Source organism: Dyella sp. (genome assembly GCF_035486915.1).
In the GTDB taxonomy this organism is placed as follows: domain Bacteria; phylum Pseudomonadota; class Gammaproteobacteria; order Xanthomonadales; family Rhodanobacteraceae; genus Dyella_B.
In genome coordinates this window covers 1-24,099 of sequence record NZ_DATHMR010000125.1, presented here as the reverse complement: position 1 = coordinate 24,099, position 24,099 = coordinate 1, and the positions used below count along the sequence as shown (strand labels likewise).

Below are 24,099 nucleotides of genomic sequence, written 5' to 3'. Positions count from 1 at the left end.
CTTTTCTTTGCGTGCCCACGCACACGCAGGAGCGTGTGCGAACAGCGAAGCTGGCCCGAAGGGCGGAGGGCATGGATGCCCGGAGTCAAGAAAAGTAACCCAAAGAAAGGGCACCCCAAATGCGATGCTCTCCGGGCTGCGCCCTCCGAGACCGTGAGAGAGGGCCGGGCTTTTCGACAGGGCTCCTGCCCTGGCGAAAAGGAATTGGCATCCATGCCAATTCCCCTGCGGGCCTTCTCGTCCCCCTCTCACTCACCGCATAAGGGGACCCCTGCGCGCGTAGCTCACACTCTTGAAAGAGCAAGGAGCAAGGAGCAACAGCAGAAGCAAAAGCAGACGGATCGTGGCTTTACTTCGATTTGCCTTTCGCCCTGCGTGCCTCGTGCAATTTGGCGTACTTCAGAAATACATAGAAGGCGCCAAGCACACTTGCGATGAAACCTGCCCAGCCGCTGAGAAAATAGCGCTTCAATAGGAACTGGCGCAGAAAAAATAGCGGCGGGTAGATCACCATGCGCAGCCCAGTGAAGCGTTGGCCACGCCGCAGCTTGTGCACGACCATGCCACTGCTGTAGCGATTGATTTTCTCGACACGTGTGGCGATATCGCCGTCGCCGCTGTTGACGAAGTCGGCGCCCCAAAGTGTTTTGACAGGGCCTTTTACTTCGACGGCAGAATGCACTTCGACGTCATTCATGCCGCCGCGATGGCGATTGAACAATCTCAGGTGCCCGTTGCGATGGCTCCAGCGATGTTGCACCGTCCAGAACATGCGTTCACGGCGCGGTATGCGAAAACCGGCATGCGTAGGGTCCTCCAACGCACGTTCGATAATGGCCCGCGTGCCCGGCGACAGAATTTCGTCGGCATCGAGATTCAAAATCCAGTCGTTGCGCGCCATGTCGTAGGCACGCTGTTTCTGCGGCCCGTAATCATCGAACGGATGCACTTCCACGCGCGCGCCATGCATGCGCGCGATGGCTACCGTGCTATCGGTCGAACCCGAATCGAGCACGATGATTTCATCCACCCAATCCACCTCGCGCAAACACACGTCCAGCGTGTCGGCGTTGTTATAGGTAATCACTACCACCGAGAGCGGTTCACGCGCCATCGCTCAATGTCCTCTTTGCAGCGTAAAGCGCCGCGCACCACAGACCCAGCAGCCACGCGAATAACAAGCCCCACCAGGCCGAATAGAAAGCCAGATGCGTGTTGATCGGGAAAAGCATTGCGAGCAGCGATACCGACACGGGAAAGGCAGCAGCGCGACATGCATCGCCTGCGCGTCTCCATGCGCGTAACGCGACGACAACGCCAAATAGCCACAACGCCAGCCCGATCACGCCCGTTTCCGTAAGAATCTCCAGCACGATCTGATGGGCGTGGCACGCACCCTCACCTTCACCACACGTTTCGGCCGTCATGAAGTGATCGTTGGCGGGCGCAAATTGCGGGTACGCGTAGCGAAAATCGCGCACACCCACGCCCGTGAAAGGATGCGCCTCGATCATGCGCAAACTGTTGTGCCAGATGTCGAGACGGCCCGTCATCGCTTGATTGATATCCGCTTCGTTCCCGCTCAATGCCGTGAGCGTGCGCTGCATGCGCGTGTCAAAACGTGTCGACGTTTTCCACGCTATGCCGCCCGCAGCGAGCAAGACCAGGGTACCTAATGCGCATGATGCGATGAACCGCAACGGCGAGCCCGCCTCTCGCCAGGCAAACACGAGCGTCACCAGCGCATAGCACACCCATGCCGCACGCGAGCCGCTTAGCATCACGGGCCCAAGCACGAGCAAGAACGCCGCTATAAGTCCGCGTCTTCCCCAACGTTGACGTGCCGCCCACAAGGCGAGCGGTGAGAGCACCGCAAGCGTCGGCCCCAGTTTGGGATCGTCCGCGCCGAACAATCCGGATATGCGCTCTGGATTGGCATGCCCGCGCAAACTCCATCCAGTGAGCATCTGCATCCATGCGTCCAGAACCCAGAAGGCTACGACAATAGCGACGGCCACGTAGAAACCATGCAGGCGTTGTTCGCCGCACATGACGTAGCACGCATACAAACCCAGCGGCAGATAACGCAACAGCGCCAGTACGGTCGTCCAGCTCTTGCCGCTCTCGACCGCCGTAAACGCGGAGAAAAAAGCGGCGCCGATGTAGCAAGCAAGTAGCAGCACCAGCAGCCGGGCGCCTGGATTGTTCCAGAATTCGCGACCCTCGCGACGCCACACGATCACCGCACCGATCGCACATAAAAGCGTACCGAGTTCGGCGCTGCGCCCGAACGGCAACAAGGCGACCAGCAACCAGAACGGCAGCAGCGGCGAGCGCAGCAGGTTCGCGATGGTGGAAGTAGAGGTGCTCATGCCGGGTCCGGAGGAACGCTCCGGCCATTGTAGGCGACTGAACGTCGCCCACCGCGTGACACTGACTAACCCGACACTTCCTCGTAAAGAGCAAGCGCGGCGTGCTGCATATCGATCAGACGATAACGCTGCAGCGGCGGGATGGGCGGTGCCACGCGCAGAAGCTCCGCCGCACGTTCGACCAGACGCTCATGATCGCCCGGCGGCACACGGCCGGCGGGATACAGTTCGGCCAGCAGCTCGCCAACGCCGCCATGAGCGTAACCGAGCACCGGACGGCATAGCGATAACGCCTCTACCACCGTACGGCCGAACGCCTCGGGTTTGTTGGAGAGCTGCAGGATCAGCGCCGAGGTGGCGTAGATGTCCCGGATGTCGTCACGTGCGGACGTCATGACGACCTGCGCGTCGATATCGCGCGCGTGAATAAGATCCGCCAGCTCGCGCGCATACGCTTCGCGGCCCGGCTCGATCACACCGAGCAGTAGCAGGCGCGTTTCGATGCCACGTTGCTTGAGTTCAGCTACCAACTCGATCGCATCGCGATGACCCTTCAGGCGCGTACCGCGGCCCGGCAGGGTAAGAAGGGGGGCGCCAGTCAGCTTCGGGAATTCTGCAAAGAAGGCCTTCTGCCATGTCTCATCGGGGCGATGGCCGTAAGGAAAGGCTTCCGGATCGATGCCGCGTGGAATGATGCGGATACGCGCGGTATCCAGATTGCGATAGTGGCTGATGAGGTAGTCGCGCACGGTCTGCGAAACCACCACCACGCGTTCGCCGCGCAACATGATGGCGCTGTAGCGACCGGGCGAATTGAGGCCGTGGACGGTCGTGATGAAATGCGGCCGCGACGACATGCCTTTCAGCGCCCACCACCCCATCCACGCAGGAAGACGCGAGCGCACATGAACGACGTCCGGTTTCAGTTCGCGCAGCAGCCTGCGCAGTTTGCTGAGTCGCCCCAGCGTCAGCAGCGATTTCTGACCGACGTCCAGGGCGATGTGTTCGCTGCCTTCGGCCTGCAGTTGTTCGACCATGCGGCCACCGGCCGAGATCACCACCGAACGGTGACCGGCTTGCACCAACGCCCGCCCTACTTCGAGGACGGAGCGCTCCGCCCCACCTGCGCGCAGCGCAGGTATGAGCTGCACAACAGTCAGCACCCTGGCCGGTGTGGCAGCGACGGACATGATTCCCTCATTCGCAACTTTCATCCGAAAAAACAAGCACCAATCGTGCCGTAAACGTTCCCTTCGCTCGGATGTTGGCCGACATTTAGTCGCGCAGCACGTAACGTGCGCCGCAATAAGGACAAACGGACTCGCCGCCGTCTTCCACGACAGGCAGGTAAACCTTCGGATGCGAGTTCCACAGCGCCATGCCGGGCATCGGGCAAGACAGTGGCAGGTCCGAACGCGTCACTTCGTAACGATTTTCGGCATTCGCCAGAATGGGCGTGACGGCGGCAGATGAACCCGACATGGGATGTTGCTCCGGGTGAGACATGGGACTGCCAATGGTAGCAGGCCGCCCGGATCGTTCCATCCCTCTCCCGTTGCGGGAGAGGGATGACGGCGATGTGAAAGCGATTACTTCGCCGCGCCGGCCTTCGGCACGGAGGCTTCGGTGGTGATATTGATCGTGATCTCGTCGCTCACCTTCGGCACGTAGGCACCCAAGCCGAAGTCCGAGCGCTTGAGCGTACCGGTCGCGTTGAAACCGATGGCGGGCTGGCCGGTCATCGGATGCGTGCCGGTCTTGTTCAGCGTCGCATCCAGCACCACCGGCTTGGTCACGCCGTGCACGGTCAGGTCGCCCATGACCTTGAAGTGGGTGCTATCCACCGGCTGCACGCTGGTGCTCTTGAAGGTGATGGTCGGGAATTGTGCCGCATTGAAGAAATCCGGCTGCTTCAGATGGTTATCCAGCGCGGGCACATGCGTGTCCAGGTTGGCCAGGGGCATGGTCACCTGCACCGAGGACTGGGACGGATTCTGCTGGTCGTACACCAGCGTGCCGTCAGCGATGCCGATGTCGGCCACCGGGTTGGAAAAACCGAAATGGCTCCAGCTGAAAAGCACCATGGTGTGGCCGGGATCAAGCTTGTAGCTCACCGGCGCGGCCTGGGCCGAAAACGCCGCACCCAGCAAACCGGCCAACATCACGTAACGGAGAGTACGCATAAGTTTTCTGCCTCAATCGATAATTAGTGGGGAAAGGTGGCGTGCGCTATCGAGGATAGCTCAGGCCACACGACAAGCTTCGTCGAACGAAAGACGGGGACTGCGCGGGAAAAGGTCACGGCTTGCATCGCCGTAGCCGATGTTGATCAGGAAGTTCGACTTGATCGGCGTGCCGGCAAAAAACGCTTCATCGACGCCGGCGTTGTCAAAGCCCGACATCGGACCGCAATCCAGGCCGATGCTGCGCGCTGCCATGATCACGTAGGCACCTTGCAGGGTCGCATTGCGAAATGCGGTGATGTCAGCCAGCACCTGATTGCCGACGAACCAGCTGCGCGCATCGGCGTGCGGAAACAGTTGCGGCAGCTTTTCATAGAAGGTGTGGTCGTTGGCGACAATCGCAGTGACCGGCGCCGCCAGGGTCTTGGCGCGATTGCCTTCGGAAAGGAATGGCTTGAGCTTTTCCTTGCCTTCCTTCGACTTCACGAACACCAGGCGCATAGGCGATGAATTGGCGCTCGTCGGGCCGAACTTGGCCAGCTCGTACAGCGCGTGCAGCTGTTCGTCGCTGACTTCCTTGGATAGAAAAGCGTTATACGTACGCGCGGTGCGGAAAAGTTGATCCAGCGCCGCCTCGGCAAGTTTCTCGCTCATGGGTATCCTCTGCATGAAAGACGCGCCTTCTTTGGCGCAACAGGCCTAAAGTGTAAGCGCTTGCCGGGTACGCCAGGGGTGAAGGGGACGAAACGTACTGTGCAGATTCTGACGACAATCCCGAGCTTGAGTTCCGCATGAACGTCACGTTGCCGGGCGAATGCTGGGCCATTACCGATCACTCCGCCGGAAACCAGCGCCAGGCACTGGCCCTGGCGGAGGGTCTTGGAATGCCTGTGCGCCATATCGTGTTGAACCCGCGGGCGCCATGGTCATGGTTTTCGCCACGGCTGGCGCTTGGCGGCCGTCTCGCCCTGCCCGCCTCGCAACGTGCCACGTATGCATCGCCGTGGCCCGACGTCGCCATCGGATGCGGCCGCAGCGCGGCGCTGTTCACGCGCATGCTTCGCGGTTACTCAAACGGCCACTGTTACACGGTACAGATTCTCGATCCACGCATCGATCCTTCGCACTGGGATACGGTGATTGCGCCGCGTCACGATCGACTGACCGGCCCCAACGTGCTGCAGCCTCTTGGCTCCCTCAATCCCGTCGACGATGCATGGCTGAAAGACGGTCGCGACGCGTGCCCGGCGTTGGAAGATCTGCCACGCCCGCGCGTGGGCGTGCTGATCGGCGGACCGCGTAAGGGCCTCGCTATCGATGCTTCTTACGCACAGCCATTGATTGAACGATTGCTTGCGCGGCGACGGGTCGAAGGCGGCAGCCTGATGGTGCTGGCATCGCGCCGCACGCCTGCCGCCGTGATGGATAGGGTGAACACTGCGCTAGCCGACATACCAGGCCTGACGTGGTCGGGTCCAGACGATGGCAACAATCCTTATCCCGGCGTGCTTGGCTGGGCAGATCGGCTTATCGTCACACCCGATTCGGTCAACATGCTTAGTGAGGCATGTGCCGTGGGATGCGCCGTGCAAACGCTGGTGACGGCACCCCTACCACCCAAGCTTGCCCGCTTCCACGCGAGCCTGCGTGAAGCAGGCATGCTGCACGATTTGGATAGCGAACCGCCGGCGCGCCAGCATCCGCTTCGCGAAACCGCGTCGATCATCGCCACGTTACGGCAGCGTATTCTCGCGACGTGACACGCGGGTGCTAAAAATCGAAACCCAGCGCATGCGTCACGGCGCTCACGTCGCTGCACAACGCATCGAGGCTTTCATCTCGCGATGCGATGCGTGAACGCAAATCAAGCGTGCAAAGCAGCGCCTGTCGAAGCAGTTCCGTATGCGCGCGCGCAAAGCTGTTGGCCTGCGCGGCATCCAGCAGACCGGCGTCACGGCATGCGTCGATCAAACCCGCGTTCGCAGTAATCGACAACAACGATGGGTTCGTTGCCGCGTGCGCCAGCACCAAGCCCTGCAGCGCAAACTCGATATCGAGCAATCCGCCGCGCCCTTGCTTGAGGTCGATCTGCGAGGCATTCGAACGGTCGCGCTCGGCGCGCCAGCGCTGCCGCATGCTGCTCACTTCAGCGAGCACCGCAGTACGTTCACGCGGCACGGCAAGTGTTTTGCGGCGCACATCCGACAATTCGGCGTTGAGCAAAGGATCGCCCGCCACCGGACGCGCACGCAGCAACGCTTGGTGCTCCCACGTCCACGCACGGCTTTCCTGATACGCAACGAAGGCTTCCAGGCTTCCAACCAGCAAGCCCTTGGAGCCATCCGGCCTCAATCGCGTATCCACCTCATACAGGCGTCCCGCACGCGTAAGCACGGTCAGCCAATTCATGACACGCTGTGTGAGTCGTTGATACCAACGAGAGCCCTCGAGCGGACGCGGCCCATTGCTCATCGCTTGCGCACGCTGTCCATCGAAGACGAACACAAGATCCAGATCGGATGCAAAGCCGAGCTCTTCGCCGCCCAGACTGCCGTAACCGAGTATCGAGAATCCCGAACCCTCACCGGGAAGGCGTCCGTGTTGCGCAATCACTTCGCGTTCCGCCAAGGCGGCGACAGCGATGACTACGGATTCGGCGAGCGCGGCAAGACGACGCGCGGTGGCCACGGCGTCGGCGCGCCCATCGTTAAAGGCCAAGCCGAGGCGAAACGCGATACTCGACTTGAACTCATTGATGCGCTCGAGCTCCGCTTCGGCTTCGCGCTCGTCGAGCGTGGTCAGCACGTGCGCAATCTCGGCACTGATGTCGGCACGCTTCATCGGCAAATGATCGATGCGCGGATCGAGCACATCGTCCAACAGCAAGGGCTGTGCGATGACGCGCTCAGCCAGAAACGCGCTGTCCGCAAACAGTTGCGCGAGGCGCTTGCGTGCCGCTGGCTGTTCCTCCAGCAACGCGAGATAAGACGGACGACGCGCCACCGTCTGCACCAATCGGCATAGCCGCAACAGACAAGGCACGGGCGCTGCCGTGGTGCGCGCCACGGCGAGCAATTGCGGCATCAGATGATCGAGCTGTTCGCGCGTGCGTGACGACATGGCGCGCAGCTGCGGACCTTGTTGCAACTTGAGCAGCGCTTCGGCAGCCTCTGCGCCCGGCACGAAACCGGAAGCCTCCAGCAAGGCTGCATCGAGCGACTCGTCGCATGCGCGCTGCCACAGCGTGGCATCTTCGGCGGGAACACGTGCTTTCGGACCGCCCTCGGGCATCAGCACGGCGGCAAATTCGGTCGCGACAATCTCGCGATGCTTGGCGAGTTCTTCCGCCAGCGGTTCCCATGCGGGATAGTCCAGACCAAGCGCAAGGCGCTCACGCGTCAATGGATCTTCCGGCAAATCGTGGGTCTGCGCGTCACGCAGCATCTGCACGCGGTTTTCCAGCTGACGCAGGAATACATAGGCTTCACGCAATGCCCGCGCACGCTTGGCGGGAATATGCCCGCGTGCCTCGCAAGCCGTAAGTGCGGGCAGCAAGCCGCGCACGCGCAAGCTGGGCTCGCGGCCGCCACGAATCAACTGCACAAGCTGCACGATGAATTCGATTTCGCGAATACCGCCGGGACCAAGCTTGAGGTTGTCGGCAAGATCCTTGCGCGCGACTTCCGCGTCGATCAGCGCCTTCATTTCGCGCAATCCGGCAAAGGCCGTGTAATCGAGATATTTGCGATAGACGAAAGGACGCAGCATTTCCTGCAGCTCCTTGCCCGCACTGCGATCGCCGGCCACCGCACGTGCCTTGATCCATGCATACCGTTCCCAGTCGCGTCCCTCGCGCTGGTAATACTGCTCCATCGCGCTGAACGGCAACGCGAGTCGCCCTGCATTTCCGAACGGGCGCAACCGCAGGTCTACGCGCGCGCAAATGCCATCGTTGGTCGGCTCGTGCAGCAGGCGCACCAGCTGTCGCCCGAGGCGCACAAAATATTCGCTGTTGTCGAGCGGCCGCGAACCATCGCTCTCCCCGCCATGCGGATAGGCGAGCACAAGATCGATGTCGGACGAAAAATTCAGCTCGCTGCCGCCGAGTTTACCGAAGCCGATCACGACCAGGCGCTGCAAGCTGCCATCGGCTGCGCGTGCATGTCCGTAACGCGTGGCCAAGACGCGCTCGCTCCACTCCAGCGCGCTGCCGAGCAATGCTTCGTACAACACGCTGGTCGCGGAAAGAATTTCCGGCAACTCGTCCAGCCCATTGACGTCGCGAAACACCAGGCGCAACGCCTCGGCGTGCCGGAATTTTCGCAGCGCTGCCATGCAGACCGCTTCGTCGGAATCGAGTTTGAGCGCCTCGATGCGTGCAGACGCATCGCTGCCGGAGCGAAGACGTTCCAATCCCTGCGGCGACAATAGCTGCGGTTGGCTTCGCCATGCCTCAAAAGCGAAATCGCTGGCCAGCAGCGTGCGGCGAATGCGCTCGGCCACACCGGCATCGTCGTGCAAGGGAACACCCGCTGCACGGCAGCGGGCCACCAGTTGCGCGTAGCGATCGTCGATCAACGCGCGAAGCGCAGGGGATTCAAGCGAAGGAGTTGCCACGGTCATGGATACATTATGACTGCATCCACGTACCTGGATCTAAAAACGGGCGATCAGGCCTCGAGACGACGCCAGGGACCTACCGTCACCGGCGATGTCGCGTGCGGCGGGTGGACATCCATCCTTGCGTGAATCCGCCCTTCACTGTCCTCGGCGAAAACAGTCAGCGTCTGGAAGTGAACGTCGATCTGTTCGCCCACGGCAACACCGTGACGGAGCCAATCGCGCTCAGTCCATACCGCATCGAGTGGTTCATCGAGGCCGTTCACGTGTAGCCCAACGCGAACCGTCCCCGCAACGTGCCGCACGCTCAGCAGCTGCGCAGGCCATCCTTTGTCCTGATGCGTTACGGGAACGATATCTTCCGGGCGTACGTGAACCGCCATTGCGAGCGACGGGTCGATTCCAGCCTGATCCAGCGACCAGGAGCGGCCCAGCACATGAATCGTCTGGTCTTTCAGATGACCGGGCAACCACTGACCGCGCGCAATGAAACGCGAAGCAAACGGCGTGGCCGGATACCGATGAATCTGTTCCGGAGTGCCAATCTGTTCGATGCGCCCGCGATTCATGACAACCACGCGATCGGCCATCTCCAACGCTTCGTCCTGATCGTGCGTGACGAACAACGTGGTGATACCGAGGGAACGATGAAATTCGCGCAACCAGCGCCGAAGATTTCCGCGCACTTGCGCGTCGAGCGCACCGAAGGGCTCATCCAGCAGAAGCAATTTCGGCTCGGTCGCCAACGCACGTGCAAGCGCGACACGTTGCCGTTGACCGCCGGAAAGTTGCGCTGGATAACGCTCGGCAAAACCGTCCAGCTCGACGCGCTTCAGCAATTCCTGCACGCGGGCTTTAATTGCAGTCGCACGCGGTCGCTGCCGCCATGGGCGAACGCGCAAGCCGAACGCCACGTTTTGCGCGACGGTCATATGCGGAAACAGTGCGTAATGCTGAAAAACCAATCCCACACCGCGACGGCGCGCATCCAGCGCAAGCAGATCCTCGCCATCTCGCTGTACGGTTCCTGCATCCGGATGATCCAGACCCGCAAGAATGCGCAACAGACTGGTTTTCCCCGAGCCGGAGGGACCGAGCACGGCCACGAATTCGCCCTCGGCGATGGTGAGGTTAACGTCGTCCAACGCAACGTGGGAGCCGAACTGGCGACGCAAGCGGGAAATGTCGATACCCATGATGCCGCACTCCCTCAATGACGCGCGTTCAGGTGATCGCCGTGCCGCCATTCGAGCAAACGCTTGATGGCGAGCGTCAGAACCGTAAGCAGCGCAAGCAGTGATGCCACCGCGAATGCGGCGGAAAAGTTTTCCTCGTAAAGCTGATCGACCTGCAGCGGCAATGTGTTCGTAATGCCTCGAAGGTGACCGGACACGACATACACGGCACCGAACTCCCCCATCGCGCGGGCATTGCACAGAAGCACGCCATACAGCAGCGCCCAGCGCACGCGCGGCAACGTGACGCGGAAGAAAATCTGCCATCCATTTGCGCCAAGCGTGAGCGCGGCCTCTTCCTGTTCCGAACCTTGCGCCTGCATCAGCGGAATCAGTTCGCGCGCCACGAACGGAAGTGTCACGAATACGGTTGCCAGTACCAGCCCCGGCAACGCAAAAATGACTTGCACGCCGTGTAATTCAAGCCATGCACCGAGCCATCCGTACTTACCGTAGACAAGAATCAGCATCATGCCTGCCACAACAGGCGAAACGGAGAACGGCAGATCGATCAACGCACCGAGCAACGCTTTGCCCGGAAACTGGAAATGCGTCATGGCCCATGCCGCGGCCAATCCGAAGACAAGATTCAACGGCACGGCAATTGCCGCAACGGTAAGCGTCAAACGTATCGCCGCTATGGTGTCGGGCTGCCGAATCGCATTCAGATAGAAAGCAAGGCCCTGACGGAATGCCTCGGCGAAAATCGCCAACAAAGGCAACACCAACAATCCGACAAGCACGGATATCGCCGCTACGATCAGCAGGCAACGCGCAAACCGCGTCGACGAGGAAACATGCACATCCATCGCGATGGCGGTTGATATCGCGGCCATCAGCGGATCACCGCCCAACGTCGGGCCCAACGCTGCAGCACGCCTACCGCAATCAACAGCAGGAGCGATGCCATCAGCATGACCGCGCTGAGCGCCGCAGCGCCACGATAATCGTATTGCGACTCGATCTTCTGCACGATGAGATAGGGTGCTATCTCAGTCTGGAAAAGCCTGTTACCGGAAATGAAAATCACCGAGCCGTATTCGCCAATCGCTCGCGCGAGCGCCAACGCGAAACCTGTGAGCAAGGTCGGAAGCAACAGCGGAAGTATCACCTTGAGGAATCGCTGCAGCGGCGACGCGCCGAGTGTGTAGGCCGCCTCTTCAAGATCACTCTCAAGACTTTCCAGCACAGGCTGCAAGGTACGCACCACAAACGGGAACCCGACAAAAACCATCGCCAAGAGCACGCCCAGTCGCGTGTAGGCGACCTCGATCCCAAGCGGAAGCAGCCTGCTTCCAATCCAACCGTTCGACGCGTAAAGCGCGGTGAGCGCAAGGCCCGCTACGGCAGTGGGCAATGCAAAGGGCAGATCGACCAGCGCATCACAAACACGCCGAAACGCGAAGCGGTAACGCACAAGTACCCAGGCAACCAGCAACCCGAGCAACATGTCGATGATGGCAGCGAGCAATGCCGCACCGAAGCTCAGGCGCAACGCAGCAAGCACGCGCCGCGTCCCGATCTGCGCCCACCAAGCCGACGGACCGAGTTCGCACGCCGTCCACACCAACGCCGCCAGGGGCAACAACACGCAGCTGCCAAGCACCGTGAGCGTATAACTCACGGCGAGGCGAAATCCTGGCAGCACATGGCGCGTCACGTCCTCAGTGCTCCCCTTCGGTAATTTGATCGAACACACCCCCATCCGCGAAGTACGTGGCTTGCGTTTTGCGCCAATCACCGAATTGCTGTGCGATCGTAAAAGTCTTCACCGCTGGAAATTGTGCGGCGTAACTCGAAGCGACCGATACAAGGCGAGGCCGGAAGAAATGCTTCGCGGCGAGTGCTTGCCCTTGCGGGCTATAAAGGAATTGCAGATACGCCTGCGCAACCTTCTCAGTGCCATGCGCATTGGCCACTGCATCGACGACAGCGACGGGCGGTTCCGCGACGATGGTCGCCGATGGAACGACAATTTCATAGTTGTCCTTGCCAAATTCCTGCTGCGTCATTAATGCTTCGCTTTCCCACGCAATAAGCACATCGCCGAGACCGCGTTGCACGAAGGTGTTGGTCGCTCCGCGAGATCCCGTATCCAGCACCGGCACGTTCTTGTAGAGCGCGGAGACAAACGCACGCGCCTTGTCGGCGTTGCCACCGGGCTGTCGCTCGACCCAACCCCATGCGGCGAGAAAGTTCCAGCGTGCGCCACCCGATGTTTTCGGATTCGGCGTGATGACCTGCACATCGGAACGAATCAGGTCCGGCCAATCATGAATCTTCTTCGGATTTCCCTTGCGCACCAGAAACACGACCGTCGAGGTGTACGGCGAACTGTTGTCAGGCAGTTTCGATTGCCAATCCTTCGACAACAGCCCCTTATCGGCCAGCACATCGATGTCGTAGGCAAGCGCAAGCGTCACGACATCCGCCTGTAAACCGTCCAGCACTGCTCGCGCCTGCTTGCCGGACCCCCCGTTGGAGGTGGTCACCGTTATGTTCTGCCCGGCCTGCTTGGCCCACTGCACCTTGAACGCGGCGTCTACGTCCTGGAAATACTCACGGGTAGGATCGAAGGAAACGTTCAGAAGCTGTGTATCCGTGGCCACGGCGTGACCGATGGCGAGCCCAAATACAGTGGCAAGTATGAGCAATGATCGTTTCATGCGGAACAATATCCTTCGAATAGGTCGAAAACGCCCATTGTCGACTATAGATTTGGATGGCCATACGTTAAAAACCGCGGTTCGTTCTATGCATATGCTTTAGCGGCACCTTCTCTGCGACCGTTTAGTCATGGATCGAAAGTCGTTCGATCAGAACGGGTAGTAACGGAAGCTGGTAAAAAGCATATTGTCTTGAGCAGTCGGCGCATTGCCGTGAATATCGGCGAACAATGTACGCGTGGCATGCGCAAACTCCGCACCGAACTGCACCTTGCCGAACTTACCCTGATAGAACTTCCACCAGAAACCAGCGGCCTGCTGCGCGATCCGACGCGTCTGGCCGGTGCAATCGCTTGGTGCGCCATAGATCAGGCAATCGCTGTTGTTGTAACCCAGCAGCGCGCTGCCGTAGCCGAAGGGCAACGCGTTTGCGTCGGTCGTCAGATAGCTGTCTTCCTGCTCGCGTCCGCCTTCAACGTATACGTCGAAATCAGGGGTGGCATGCCAGGTGATGGCGCCGAGCAGCATGTTTTCTTTCAGTGGCTGCGGCGCACCCGAAGGCGTGTAAGTGATGTCGTTTAACTGAGCCGAACCGTAGCGACCTATGCCTTTGCCAGTCATACCGGAAAACTGAAATTCGAGTACGTTCCGAACCAGCGGCAACAACATGCCAAAGCCGTAACCCTGGCCATGCGAAGTCTGGTTGCTGGTCGCCGCGGGACCGCCATCGGCCGTCGTTGGCGTGACACGGGTCATGAACTCGCGTGAGATGCCGAATACTTCGTAGTGGCCCCACCCTGGATCGGCCCCGAACTTCACGATGATGTCCGGAATTTGGTTGAGTGAAACCGTGTTCAACTCGTCGTAGTTATTGCCGGCTGCGATGGTGGCTGTCGACGATGAGTAGTCTTTCGTGCCTTTACCGGCCACCGCACCGATGCCCGCGGTCTGTGGATTTTCCAGCGACAGACCGAGCCACCATTTCTTGTCCCAGTCTTTCACGATGCGGATCTGCGTCTGGCGAGCCCAGGTGAAGCCAGGTACTGGCTGAGAGTCGATGGTGGGCAGCTGCGCTTCAGAGGTACCCGCAATCATGCCTATCCTGTTGAGGGTCAGCAGCGACCAGGCCTGGCCGGCCAGCAAATGCAAGCCGTACGTATCCCAATCGACCGCGCTCCATAGCTGGCGCACACGCGGGTTATACGAGTTGCTCTCGTTCATGTTCGCGGTCTGAGCGCCACCCAAAAAATCCATGTCGTAGTAACCCGTCACGTGCGTGGTGTCGTTCACGTCGCCCTCGACGCGGATCGTCAATTTGCTCTGACGTGCGCTTTCCACGAACTGACTGTTGCGTGCATTCGTGACCGGATAAGTGGTGGTCGCGCCACTGGTGGTGCTGATGGGTGCGGTACTGGTGCCACCCGGGAACGGGATGTTGCTGAACTTGGTGCTGATGTCATCACCCGTGTCGCGCGAACGGTATACCGACTCGCCGGCCAGATAGCCGCCGAAGGTCCACTTCACGCCGCCGAGTCCGCCCAAGGTATCGCCGATCTTGGTCCGGGCGTACTGCTCAGCCGCCTGCACCTGCTGTTGTGTGGCGGCCACTTGCGCCTGGGTCGCCTGCACTGTCTGCACAGTCTGCTGCTGCGCCTGTGTCTGGGCTGCCGACTGGGACTCCAAATCTGCCACCTTCCGCTCCAGCTCGGCGATCTCCGCTTTCATCTGAGCCAGCTCTGCCGCACTGACGGTCACTTTCTTGTTGGACGTCGTTTGTGCCGACGCTCCCGTAACGCTGGTCAAGCCCAAACCGGCAGTGATCGCTACTGCGAGCACCTTGGAATGTGAAAGTGCTGCTTTCTTGGATATCGGTCTTCGTGGCATGGATGGCTCCGGCGTCGCCTGGATACGGCGCCTGTCGTGGAATGAAAAACCCCTGGAGAAGCCCCTGAGGAATAGGCGCTCGGAATCCATGCTGCCCGGCCGCTTTCGTTTAGGGGAAAGGAGGGAATGGCATGCAGATATGCCGCCCCATCATTTCTTCGCAAAAAAACGAAGTTCTAACATCTTCCAATTAGATGGACGTCTATACGTCCATGGACGATCACTCATGACAGCTGCGACCCTATCGCCACTCCCGGAAGACAAGCAACCCCTCGTCGGTCGCCTGGTCGATGGGCTGGACGTGGCCGCCCTGCAATGGCTATCGGGTTATATCGCCGGGATCGCGTCTCAGCGGCAGTCCTCCCCACGCAGCGCAATAGCCGATACCGCAAGTGCCAGCGCAGACGCACAGAGCCGGCTCACCGTGCTTTATGGGAGTCAGACAGGCAACGCCAAACGTCTCGCCGAGGATTTGGGTCGTCGCGCCAGCTCGGCGGGTTTAGCAGTGCGGGTGGTCCGTGCCGATGCTTATCCAGTTCGCGAACTGAAACAGGAAAGGCTGCTTTACGTCGTCATCAGCACGCAAGGCGATGCAGAGCCGCCGGATGATGCACGCGCGTGGATCGAATTCCTTCGCAGCGCGCGTGCTCCAAAACTCGAACATCTCCGCTATGCCGTGCTCGGCCTGGGCGATTCCAGCTATCCGCAGTTTTGCGCCATGGGGCGACAGGTGGATGAGCGCCTCGAAGCTTTGGGTGCCCAACGCCTGTTTGTCGCCGGCGAGGCCGACATCGATCTAGAGACGATTGCGCAACCGTGGCTCGAGCAAGCATTGCAGCAGGCGCGCACGCAGTTGAAAGCAGCCGCGTCGCTAGCGACGGTCACACCACTGCGCACAACACGTGCCAACCCCGTCTGGCATCGCGACCAGCCGTTTTCCGCCCCCATCCTTTTGAACCAGCGTATTACCGGTCGCGACAGCGATCGCGACGTACGCCATGTGGAGCTATCGCTGGAAGGCTCCGGACTTCGCTATGCGCCCGGCGACGCACTGGGCGTCTGGCCGACGCAATCGCCTCTGCTGGTAGAGGCAGTGTTGACGACGCTGCAACTCGACGGTGACGCACTCGTAAAGTCCACGACAGAAGAACTCCCGCTTCGCACGTGGCTTTCCGAACGGCGCGAGCTCACCCAACTGACACGTCCTTTTTTTGCGGCACACGCGGAACTCAGCGGCGATAGCGCGCTGCGCAAGCTGTTGTCCGCCGAATCGCGCGAACCCTTGAACGAACTGTTTTCGCGTTGGCAGGTAATTGATCTTCTACAGCGCCATACCGCGCCATGGACGGCACAGGCGCTCGTGTCTGCCTTGCGTCCGCTCGCTCCACGCCTGTACTCGATTGCGTCGAGTCAAGCGACGGTCGGCGATGAAGTGCATCTGACCGTCAGTCATGTCGATTACACGCTCGAAGGTCTGGCACGATGGGGTAACGCCAGTCGCTATCTCTCCGAACGCGGCGAAGGCGCTTCAGCGCCGATATTTATCGAGGCAAACGAGCGCTTCCGGCTTCCTGCGGATGAGCGCGACGTTGTGATGATTGGCGCGGGCACCGGCATCGCGCCGTATCGCGCCTTCGCACAAGAGCGCGCAGAGCGTGGCGCGAGCGGGCGCAATTGGCTGTTCTTCGGCAACCCGCATTTCCACTGCGATTTTCTTTATCAGGTCGAATGGCAGCAGGCGCTGAAAAAAGGCCAGTTGCAACGCCTCGATCTCGCCTTCTCGCGCGACCAGGCGAATAAGGTCTATGTGCAGCACCGGCTGCTCGAACAGGGACGGGATGTTTACCAATGGCTTGATGGCGGCGCGCACCTCTACGTGTGCGGCGACGCGCTTCACATGGCCAAGGATGTGCATAAGGCCTTGATCGCCATCGTCGCCGAGCATGGCAAGCGCTCGCACGACGACGCAGAGGCGTGGTTGAACGAGTTGATCCAGCAGGGCCGCTACGCCCGCGACGTGTATTGAGGCCTGCGATGACCGACACTCCTGTTTCCGAATTTGAGCGCATCAAGGCGAAGAGTCGCTTCCTGCGCGGCACGCTGGTGGAAAGCCTGGCCGATCCGATCACGGGCGCCATCAGCGACGACGACAACAAGCTGCTCAAGTTTCACGGAAGCTATCAGCAGGACGACCGCGACCTACGTGAGGAACGCCGCAAGCAAAAGTTGGAGCCCGCTTTTCAGTTCATGGTGCGCGCGCGACTAGCGGGCGGCGTGCTGAGCCCTTCGCAGTGGTTATCGTTCGATCACATCGCGCGCACGTGGGCTAACCACACGCTACGCATCACGACGCGGCAGACGTTTCAGCTTCATGGCTTACTCAAGCGCAACCTGAAACGATCGATCGCCGCGATCAACGATGCATTGATTTCAACCGTCGCGGCATGCGGCGATGTGAATCGAAACGTCGTCGCCAGCGCCAATCCTGTTGCAACGCCCGCACATCGTCTTGCCTACCGCTGGGCGGAGCGACTTTCAGAGCATTTGAAGCCCAAGACACGCGCCTATCACGAAATATGGCTTGATGAAAAACTGGTTGCGGGGGGCGAAGAAGAAAGCGAGCCCCTGTATGGCCCCACGTATCTGCCGCGCAAGTTCAAGATCGGTATCGCCGTTCCGCCCAACAACGACGTGGATGTGTTCGCTCAAGATCTGGGCCTGATTGCGATCATCGAACACGGCGAACTGCTTGGTTTCAATGTCGCTATCGGTGGCGGCATGGGCGCTACTCACGGCGATCCCACCACCTATCCACGCCTGGGAAGCGTCATCGGCTTTGTTGTTCCGGAACAGTTGCTGCGCACCGCCGAGGGCGTGATCGAAGTGCAGCGCGACCATGGCGATCGCCAGGAACGCAAGCATGCGCGATTGAAATACACCATCGATCGCATGGGTTTGCCGGCGTTCAAAGCGGAACTCGAACGTCGCATCGGCTTCACATTGCAGCCTTCGCGCGCTTATCGCTTCGATCACAACGGCGACCGCTACGGCTGGACCGAGGGCGATGACGGGCGCTGGCATCTGACATTGCAGATCGAGTCGGGACGTCTGGCCGATGCGCCCGACCAGCCCCATCTCAGCGGCTTGCGCGCTATCGCACAGGAACATCAAGGCGACTTTCGGCTGACGTGCAATCAGAACCTAATCATTGCCAATGTCCCCGCGGCGCATCGTGCGCGCATCGATGAGCTTGTTGCCAAATACAAGCTGGACGGTTATCGGCATACCAGCGGCATCCGTCAACATGCTGTCGCATGCGTCGCGTTGCCCACATGCGGGTTGGCCATGGCGGAAAGCGAACGTTATTTGCCGTTACTGCTGCCAAAACTGGAAGCCTTGCTGGATCTCCATGGCCTGCGCGACGAGCCGATTTTGCTTCGCCTTTCCGGCTGCCCGAATGGATGCTCACGCCCTTATCTAGGCGAGATCGCACTGATTGGACGCGCGCTCGGGCGTTACGACTTGCGCCTTGGCGCCGACTTTGCCGGTCAAAGGCTCAATCGCACGCTGCGTGAGAACATCGATGAAGCGGAAATCCTGAAAGAGCTGGAGAGCCTATTCGCACGTTACGCGAAGGAACGCCTCGCGCAGGAAAGGTTTGGTGACTTCCTGGTACGCGCCGACGTTCTTCCCGCCGCGCGCCACACCATCCATGCCGAGGTATTCGCATGACTCTTCCCCTACCTGAGGAAGCGATCGACGATCTGCGTCAGCGAGCCAAGCTCGATGCGTGGCTACTTGCGCTGACCGCCGAAGAGCGGGTGGATTGGGCGCTGCAGCACCTTCCCGGAGCACACGTGCTGTCGTCAAGCTTTGGTGCGCAATCTGCGGTGTCGTTGCATCTGCTGACGCAGCGCGTTCCACAGATTCCTGTCATCGTGATCGACACGGGATATCTGTTCCCGGAGACGTATCAGTTCATCGATGCACTGACCGAGCGGTTGTCGCTCAACCTGCATGTCGTTCGCCCCGCACTTTCTCCCGCATGGCTCGAAGTTCGTCATGGCGCGCTATGGGCGCAGGGGCGCGAGGGACTCGACCGCTATAACCAGCTGGCCAAGGTTGAACCGATGCAGCGCGCGCTTGCCGATCTGGACGCGGGCACGTGGTTTGCCGGGCTGCGCCGCCAGCAATCGGTAAGCCGCGCAAGCGCACCGGCGCTCGATTTTCGCCACGGCCGCTGGAAGGTGCATCCCATCGTCGACTGGACGGATCGCGATGTCGGTTTGTATCTGCACCGGCACGACCTGCCCTATCACCCCTTGTGGGACAGGGGCTATGTGTCGATCGGCGACACGCACACAACGCGCCGCTGGGAACCTGGCATGCGCGAAGAGGACACCCGCTTTTTTGGCATCAAGCGCGAATGCGGTTTGCACCTGGACGTCTGAAACATCGTTGCCTGAAACACCTTCATACATAAGAAACGCCCCGATAAGGACAATCCATGAACGCCATCGTTGCCGAGATCGTCTCGGCCGAGCACGATGCGCTGGTGCCGCCGCATGGCGGCGTACTGCGCGACCTGTATTTACCCCCCGCCGATGCCGAAGCGCTCAAACGCGCCAGCGCATCGTTACCTCAATGGACGCTCAACCAGCGACAGTTGTGCGATCTGGAATTGCTGCTCAATGGCGGCTTTTCTCCGTTACAGGGTTTCCTTGGCCGTGCCGACTACGATCGCGTTCTCGCCGACATGCGACTGGCGGACGGAACGCTTTGGCCGATTCCTATCACGCTCGATGTGAGCGAAGCCTTTGCGGCCAATCTTCCGGCTAATGCGCAGATCAGCCTCAACGATACGCAAGGAACACCGCTTGCCGTGCTGACGGTGGCAGACATTTATTTTCCGGATCACGTTGCGGAAGCGCGCACCGTATTTGGCACAACGGACCGAACGCATCCGGGTGTCGCCGAATTGCTGGATCGCACTGGGCCCGTGTATCTCGGCGGTACGCTGCAAGGCATTCAGCAGCCTTCGCATTACGATTTTGCGAGCCTTCGCCACAGCCCACGGCATTTACGCGAGTGGTTCGGGCAACATGGATGGCATCGCATCGTTGCGTTTCAGACACGCAATCCCATGCATCGCGCGCATCGTGAACTGACGTTGCGTGCGGCGGAGCAAGTGGGTGCGAAACTGCTTATCCAACCGTCGGTCGGCCGCACAAAACCCGGCGACGTCGATCACTACACGCGAGTACGCTGCTATCGCGCGTTGCTCGACCATTACCCGAGAGATCATGCGACCTTGTCGCTGTTGCCATTGGCGATGCGCATGGGCGGTCCGCGCGAAGCGCTTTGGCATGCCATCATTCGTAAGAACTATGGCGCCAGCCATTTCATCGTGGGCCGCGATCATGCCGGACCTGGCAAAGACGCGGACGGCAAACCCTTCTACGACCCATATGCCGCGCAACATCTGCTAGCCGCGCATCAGAAGGAGCTTGGTATTGAGATCGTGCCCTTCCCGGCCATGGTCTATGCGGCCAATCGCGACACGTACTTGCCGCAGAACGAGGTGGACGCAGAAGACGAAGTGCGGGATATCTCCGGCACCGAATTGCGACGCCGGCTGCATAGCGGTGAGACCATCCCGGAGTGGTTTACCTTTCCGGAGGTCGTCAACATTCTCCGTGAGCGGCACCCAGCCAACGCACGCGAAGGATTCGCGCTGTTTTTCACCGGACTTTCCGGCTCAGGCAAATCCACGCTGGCACAAGCGGTGCTGGCGCGGCTGCTGGAAACCGGAAGCCGCCCCGTGACCGTGCTCGATGGCGATGAAGTGCGCAAGCATCTGTCGAAAGGGTTGGGCTTTTCGCGCGAGGATCGCGATGCCAACATCACTCGCATCGGCTACGTGGCGAGCGAAGTGGTGCGTCACGGTGGCATTGCCATCTGCGCGCCCATTGCACCGTATGCGGGTGCGCGCGACGAAGCGCGTCAACTCGTACAAGCGCATGGACGCTTCGTGGAAATCCATGTATCCACGCCGCTGGAAGTATGTGAGGCGCGCGATCGCAAGGGACTCTACGCGGCAGCAAGAGCCGGCAAGATCAAGGGTTTTACGGGCATCGACGATCCCTACGAAACACCCGTCTCTCCTGAGTTGCGTGTCGATACAAGTCAGCGCTCCGTGACGGAAGCGGCTGACGTTGTAGTTGCATGGCTGAAGAATCAGGGTTTGGCCTGAGGAGGCGATCTTCCTCCCCTGCACAGGGGAGGAAGAAGTACAGCGTTACGATTTGGAAGCGCACGTCGGCGCCGTCGGTGGCGACGAGGCCAGCCGGAAAGTCAGGCCGCGCGTGTCGTCGCGCGCCGAACGTTGCGCTGCTGTAATTCGCTCCACAGCGGCGGCTTGGGCCAATGTGCCTCGGCGTTTCCGGCCACTACGCGACGCAACTCTGCATCGTCGATCTGTGGCGCAACCAGTCGGGCGAGTTGTGCCACGTAACTGCGCAGCACATGGTCGCGGCGCAGAACAAGCCAGCTGGTGCAGACCGGAAGAAGGTCATCGATATCGAGTGCCACCAGTTCGCGTGAATCGCTGGGGCCCAGTGCCATCTCGGCCAGAATGCCGACGCCGAGGCCGGCCAATACGTAAGTCTTGATCAGATCCGCATCGGCGGAGGTGCATGCAATACGCGGCGTGAACTCCGCCACAGCGAACGCTTTGCGCAGGGACGACTCCGGCTGCAGCGACGACTCGTAGCTGACCAGCGGATGCTCCGACAGGTCCTGAATGCGCAGCGGACGATTAAGCTTGGCAAGCGGATGACCGAGCGGCACCACTGCACGGCGATACCAGCGGAACAACGGCACAGCGATGCCGCCTTCCGGCGCCTGACCGCTGGTGCTGACGATCACCAGGTCGACCTCGCCGCTTTCAAACAGGCTGATGATGCGACCCTCGCCCTGCGGGCGGATGTGCACGCTCAGCTCCGGATAGTGCTGCTTCAGCCGTGCGATGGCTTCGGGCAGGACAAAACGCGCCTGTGTATGCGTGGTAGCCAGCGACAGCTCGCCATGGGCTTCTTCGCGCAGATTCGCAGCCAGCGCACGAATGTTGCGTGCCTCGTGAAGGATGCTGCGTGCGCGTTCCAGCACTTGACCGCCCGCTGGCGTAACGGCGTCCAGGCTCTTGCCACGCCGTGTGAAAACCTGAAAACCCAGCTCGCCCTCCAGCTGCTTGAGCTGCTTGCTAATACCCGACTGCGTGGCATGCACGTTGTCGGCGGCCATGGTGATGTTAAGGCCGGCGTCGGCGATGGCGACGATGTAACGAAGTTGCGTGAGGGTCATGAGATAGGCTCCAGGAAGGGTCGCATGCAGGGCTGTGCGTTGCGCATGGCGCAGCACATACAGCTCTGGCAACACCCTGGGGCGCGTTTCATTACGATCTCCGGATACTGGACGCTAGGGGCCAGTCGTCGTTCGACCTTAACACAGCGTTATTTGGACGTCTATACATCTATAAGTCCCTCATATTTTCAGCGATATCGCTATGCCTTCCAGGCATATCTTCGGGCTAAGCGGCCATTTCCACTGGGAAAATACCGGCGTTAGCGTGACCGCAATCGTCGCCATTACCGAACCCGTATCATGCAGCTGTATCCACTTTTCGCCGATCTGACCGATCGCCCCGTTCTCGTGGTGGGCGGCGGGGACGTTGCGGATCGTAAAGTTGCAATGCTGCTACGGGCCGGCGCCCGGGTGACGGTCGGGGCGCCGATGCTGGGCCCGGAACTGCGCGAGAAGCTGCAGCATGGGCGCATTACGTATCGCCCCGGTGTTTATCAATCGGAGTGGCAGGACGGCGTATGGCTGGTCATCGCCGCCACCCGTTCGCGACCATTGAACGCGCGCATCGCTGCGGATGGTCACGCTCAGCAGCGTCTGGTGAACGTGGTCGACGATCCGGCGCTTTCCAGTTTTCAGGTACCTGCATTGATTGATCGCTCACCGCTATTGGTGGCGATTTCCAGCGGTGGCGTAGCGCCTGTTCTCGCGCGTCGTTTGCGCGAGCGCATCGAGAGCTTGCTCGATCCTACGATGGGGTCGTTGTTGCAACTCGCGCAACGCTATCGCGCGCGCATTCGGCAGCGATACACCGATCTTGCTTCGCGCCGGCGTTTCTACGATTGGCTTCATGATGGCCCTGTCAATGCACTGATACGCGCAGCGCATCCCGTTCGCGCAGAGCGAGAGCTGGTCACGGCGTTATCCAGCGCCAGCGAACCGGCTAACAAAGGGTCTGTTGCGCTGGTGGGCGCCGGTCCCGGCGACCCGGGTCTGCTTACGCTGCGTGCATTACGCGCATTGAATGAAGCAGACGTGATCTTGCATGACGAACTGATCGGCCCACAGATTCTCGATCTCGCGCGGCGCGACGCACTGCAGATTGCTGTCGGCAAACGCGGCGGCGGCACCCATACGCCGCAGGAAACCATCCACGCATTTTTGCTGCAGCATGCGCAAGCCGGTCGTCGCGTCATTCGGCTGAAAGGCGGCGACCCGTTCGTATTCGGACGCGGCGGCGAAGAGCTGGCATTTCTGCGCGAGCACGGCATCGCTTACGAAGTCGTTCCGGGTATCACCGCAGCCGTAGCCTGTGCGGCGTATAGCGGCGTGCCGCTGACGCATCGCGATCATGCGCAATCGGTGCGATTCGTGACCGCACATTGCCAGCAGTCGCTCGACACACTCGATTGGCACGATCTCGCGCGCGAGCGGCAGACTTTGGCCATCTATATGGGTGTGAGCCAGCTCGATGAACTCACCCGACAGCTTTTGGCGCACGGACGCGCCCCCGACACAGCCTTTGCACTGATCGAGAACGGCTCGCTGCCAAACCAGCGAACGCTTACCGGTGCGCTCAACGAATTACCGACACTTGCTCAACATCATGCGATTCGCGCACCCGCCATAGTGATATTGGGTGAAGTGGCATCGCTGGCCGATGCCGCGCACTGGCACGGCGAGCTGATCGGCAATCCTCCACGCCACCCGGCTATCCCACGCAATCTGGCCGATGCGGCATGACCAGTTACAACCGTTGACGGAGATAACCATGAGCCTG

General features: G+C 60.5%; 19 protein-coding genes. 6 read left to right on the top strand and 13 right to left on the bottom strand.

The features are described 5' to 3' along the window. Nucleotides 1–349: 349 nt before the first annotated feature. From VK725_RS09655 to VK725_RS09630, 6 genes are all read right to left on the bottom strand, one after another. Nucleotides 350–1,114, bottom strand: a complete 765-nt coding sequence (locus VK725_RS09655; RefSeq protein WP_325317840.1) for a glycosyltransferase family 2 protein — start codon at nt 1,112–1,114, stop codon at nt 350–352. Continuing rightward, on the bottom strand, nt 1,104–2,372 hold the full coding sequence (locus tag VK725_RS09650; protein ID WP_325317839.1) for an O-antigen ligase family protein: 1,269 nt from the start codon (nt 2,370–2,372) through the stop codon (nt 1,104–1,106). The genes VK725_RS09655 and VK725_RS09650 overlap by 11 nt, the downstream gene beginning before the upstream one ends. 65 nt (nt 2,373–2,437) lie before the next feature. Beyond that, nucleotides 2,438–3,562, bottom strand: a complete 1,125-nt coding sequence (locus tag VK725_RS09645; RefSeq protein WP_325317838.1) for a glycosyltransferase — start codon at nt 3,560–3,562, stop codon at nt 2,438–2,440. Between the two features lie 85 nt (nt 3,563–3,647). After that, nucleotides 3,648–3,854, bottom strand: a complete 207-nt coding sequence (locus VK725_RS09640) for a zinc-finger domain-containing protein (RefSeq protein ID WP_126675118.1) — start codon at nt 3,852–3,854, stop codon at nt 3,648–3,650. 107 nt (nt 3,855–3,961) lie between these two features. After that, a complete protein-coding gene (locus VK725_RS09635) occupies nt 3,962–4,555 on the bottom strand; it encodes a YceI family protein (RefSeq protein ID WP_325317837.1) in 594 nt (197 codons plus the stop codon). A gap of 60 nt (nt 4,556–4,615) precedes the next feature. Next, a complete protein-coding gene (locus tag VK725_RS09630) occupies nt 4,616–5,209 on the bottom strand; it encodes a malonic semialdehyde reductase (RefSeq protein WP_325317836.1) in 594 nt (197 codons plus the stop codon). Nucleotides 5,210–5,346: 137 nt separating this feature from the next. Between VK725_RS09630 and VK725_RS09625 the strand changes: the two genes are divergently transcribed. Then, nucleotides 5,347–6,315 carry a mitochondrial fission ELM1 family protein gene (locus VK725_RS09625; RefSeq protein ID WP_325317835.1) on the top strand — a complete coding sequence of 323 codons (969 nt, stop codon included), beginning with the start codon at nt 5,347–5,349 and terminating at the stop codon, nt 6,313–6,315. A 10-nt stretch (nt 6,316–6,325) separates the two neighbouring features. On the opposite strand, the gene glnE is transcribed toward VK725_RS09625, so the two are convergent. The 6 genes from glnE to VK725_RS09595 all read right to left on the bottom strand — a co-directional run bounded on the left by glnE (nt 6,326) and on the right by VK725_RS09595 (nt 14,960). Further along, the gene (glnE, locus tag VK725_RS09620; RefSeq protein WP_325317834.1) at nt 6,326–9,178 is read right to left on the bottom strand and encodes a bifunctional [glutamate--ammonia ligase]-adenylyl-L-tyrosine phosphorylase/[glutamate--ammonia-ligase] adenylyltransferase; all 2,853 of its coding nucleotides are present in this window, start codon (nt 9,176–9,178) and stop codon (nt 6,326–6,328) included. Nucleotides 9,179–9,225: 47 nt separating this feature from the next. Further along, nucleotides 9,226–10,371, bottom strand: a complete 1,146-nt coding sequence (locus VK725_RS09615) for a sulfate/molybdate ABC transporter ATP-binding protein (RefSeq protein WP_325317833.1) — start codon at nt 10,369–10,371, stop codon at nt 9,226–9,228. A gap of 14 nt (nt 10,372–10,385) precedes the next feature. After that, entirely contained in the window at nt 10,386–11,246 is an 861-nt protein-coding gene (cysW, locus tag VK725_RS09610) for a sulfate ABC transporter permease subunit CysW (protein WP_325317832.1), read from the bottom strand. Then, nucleotides 11,246–12,115 (bottom strand): sulfate ABC transporter permease subunit CysT, encoded by an 870-nt coding sequence (gene cysT / locus VK725_RS09605; RefSeq protein WP_325317831.1) that lies wholly within the window; start codon nt 12,113–12,115, stop codon nt 11,246–11,248. Before cysT ends, cysW begins: the two co-directional genes overlap by 1 nt. Then, on the bottom strand, nt 12,075–13,076 hold the full coding sequence (locus tag VK725_RS09600) for a sulfate ABC transporter substrate-binding protein (RefSeq protein ID WP_325317830.1): 1,002 nt from the start codon (nt 13,074–13,076) through the stop codon (nt 12,075–12,077). The genes cysT and VK725_RS09600 overlap by 41 nt, the downstream gene beginning before the upstream one ends. A 150-nt stretch (nt 13,077–13,226) precedes the next feature. Next, the gene (locus VK725_RS09595; protein WP_325317829.1) at nt 13,227–14,960 is read right to left on the bottom strand and encodes a hypothetical protein; all 1,734 of its coding nucleotides are present in this window, start codon (nt 14,958–14,960) and stop codon (nt 13,227–13,229) included. Nucleotides 14,961–15,186: 226 nt separating this feature from the next. Between VK725_RS09595 and VK725_RS09590 the strand changes: the two genes are divergently transcribed. Genes VK725_RS09590 through VK725_RS09575 form a run of 4 tightly spaced genes read left to right on the top strand, consistent with a single transcriptional unit; the run spans nt 15,187 to nt 21,213 of the window. Beyond that, nucleotides 15,187–16,986: an assimilatory sulfite reductase (NADPH) flavoprotein subunit gene (locus VK725_RS09590; protein WP_325317828.1), complete on the top strand. Its 1,800-nt coding sequence runs from the start codon at nt 15,187–15,189 to the stop codon at nt 16,984–16,986. 8 nt (nt 16,987–16,994) lie between these two features. Further along, a complete protein-coding gene (cysI, locus tag VK725_RS09585; protein WP_325317827.1) occupies nt 16,995–18,692 on the top strand; it encodes an assimilatory sulfite reductase (NADPH) hemoprotein subunit in 1,698 nt (565 codons plus the stop codon). After that, entirely contained in the window at nt 18,689–19,411 is a 723-nt protein-coding gene (locus VK725_RS09580) for a phosphoadenylyl-sulfate reductase (protein WP_325317826.1), read from the top strand. The genes cysI and VK725_RS09580 overlap by 4 nt, the downstream gene beginning before the upstream one ends. Nucleotides 19,412–19,467: 56 nt before the next feature. Further along, nucleotides 19,468–21,213 carry a bifunctional sulfate adenylyltransferase/adenylylsulfate kinase gene (locus tag VK725_RS09575; RefSeq protein ID WP_325317825.1) on the top strand — a complete coding sequence of 582 codons (1,746 nt, stop codon included), beginning with the start codon at nt 19,468–19,470 and terminating at the stop codon, nt 21,211–21,213. A 101-nt stretch (nt 21,214–21,314) separates the two neighbouring features. Here VK725_RS09575 and VK725_RS09570 read toward each other — a convergent pair whose 3' ends face one another. Beyond that, on the bottom strand, nt 21,315–22,322 hold the full coding sequence (locus VK725_RS09570) for a LysR substrate-binding domain-containing protein (protein ID WP_325317824.1): 1,008 nt from the start codon (nt 22,320–22,322) through the stop codon (nt 21,315–21,317). A 300-nt stretch (nt 22,323–22,622) separates the two neighbouring features. Here VK725_RS09570 and cysG point away from each other — a divergent pair, with 300 nt between their 5' ends. Then, entirely contained in the window at nt 22,623–24,062 is a 1,440-nt protein-coding gene (gene cysG / locus VK725_RS09565; protein ID WP_325317823.1) for a siroheme synthase CysG, read from the top strand. Nucleotides 24,063–24,099: the final 37 nt, after the last annotated feature.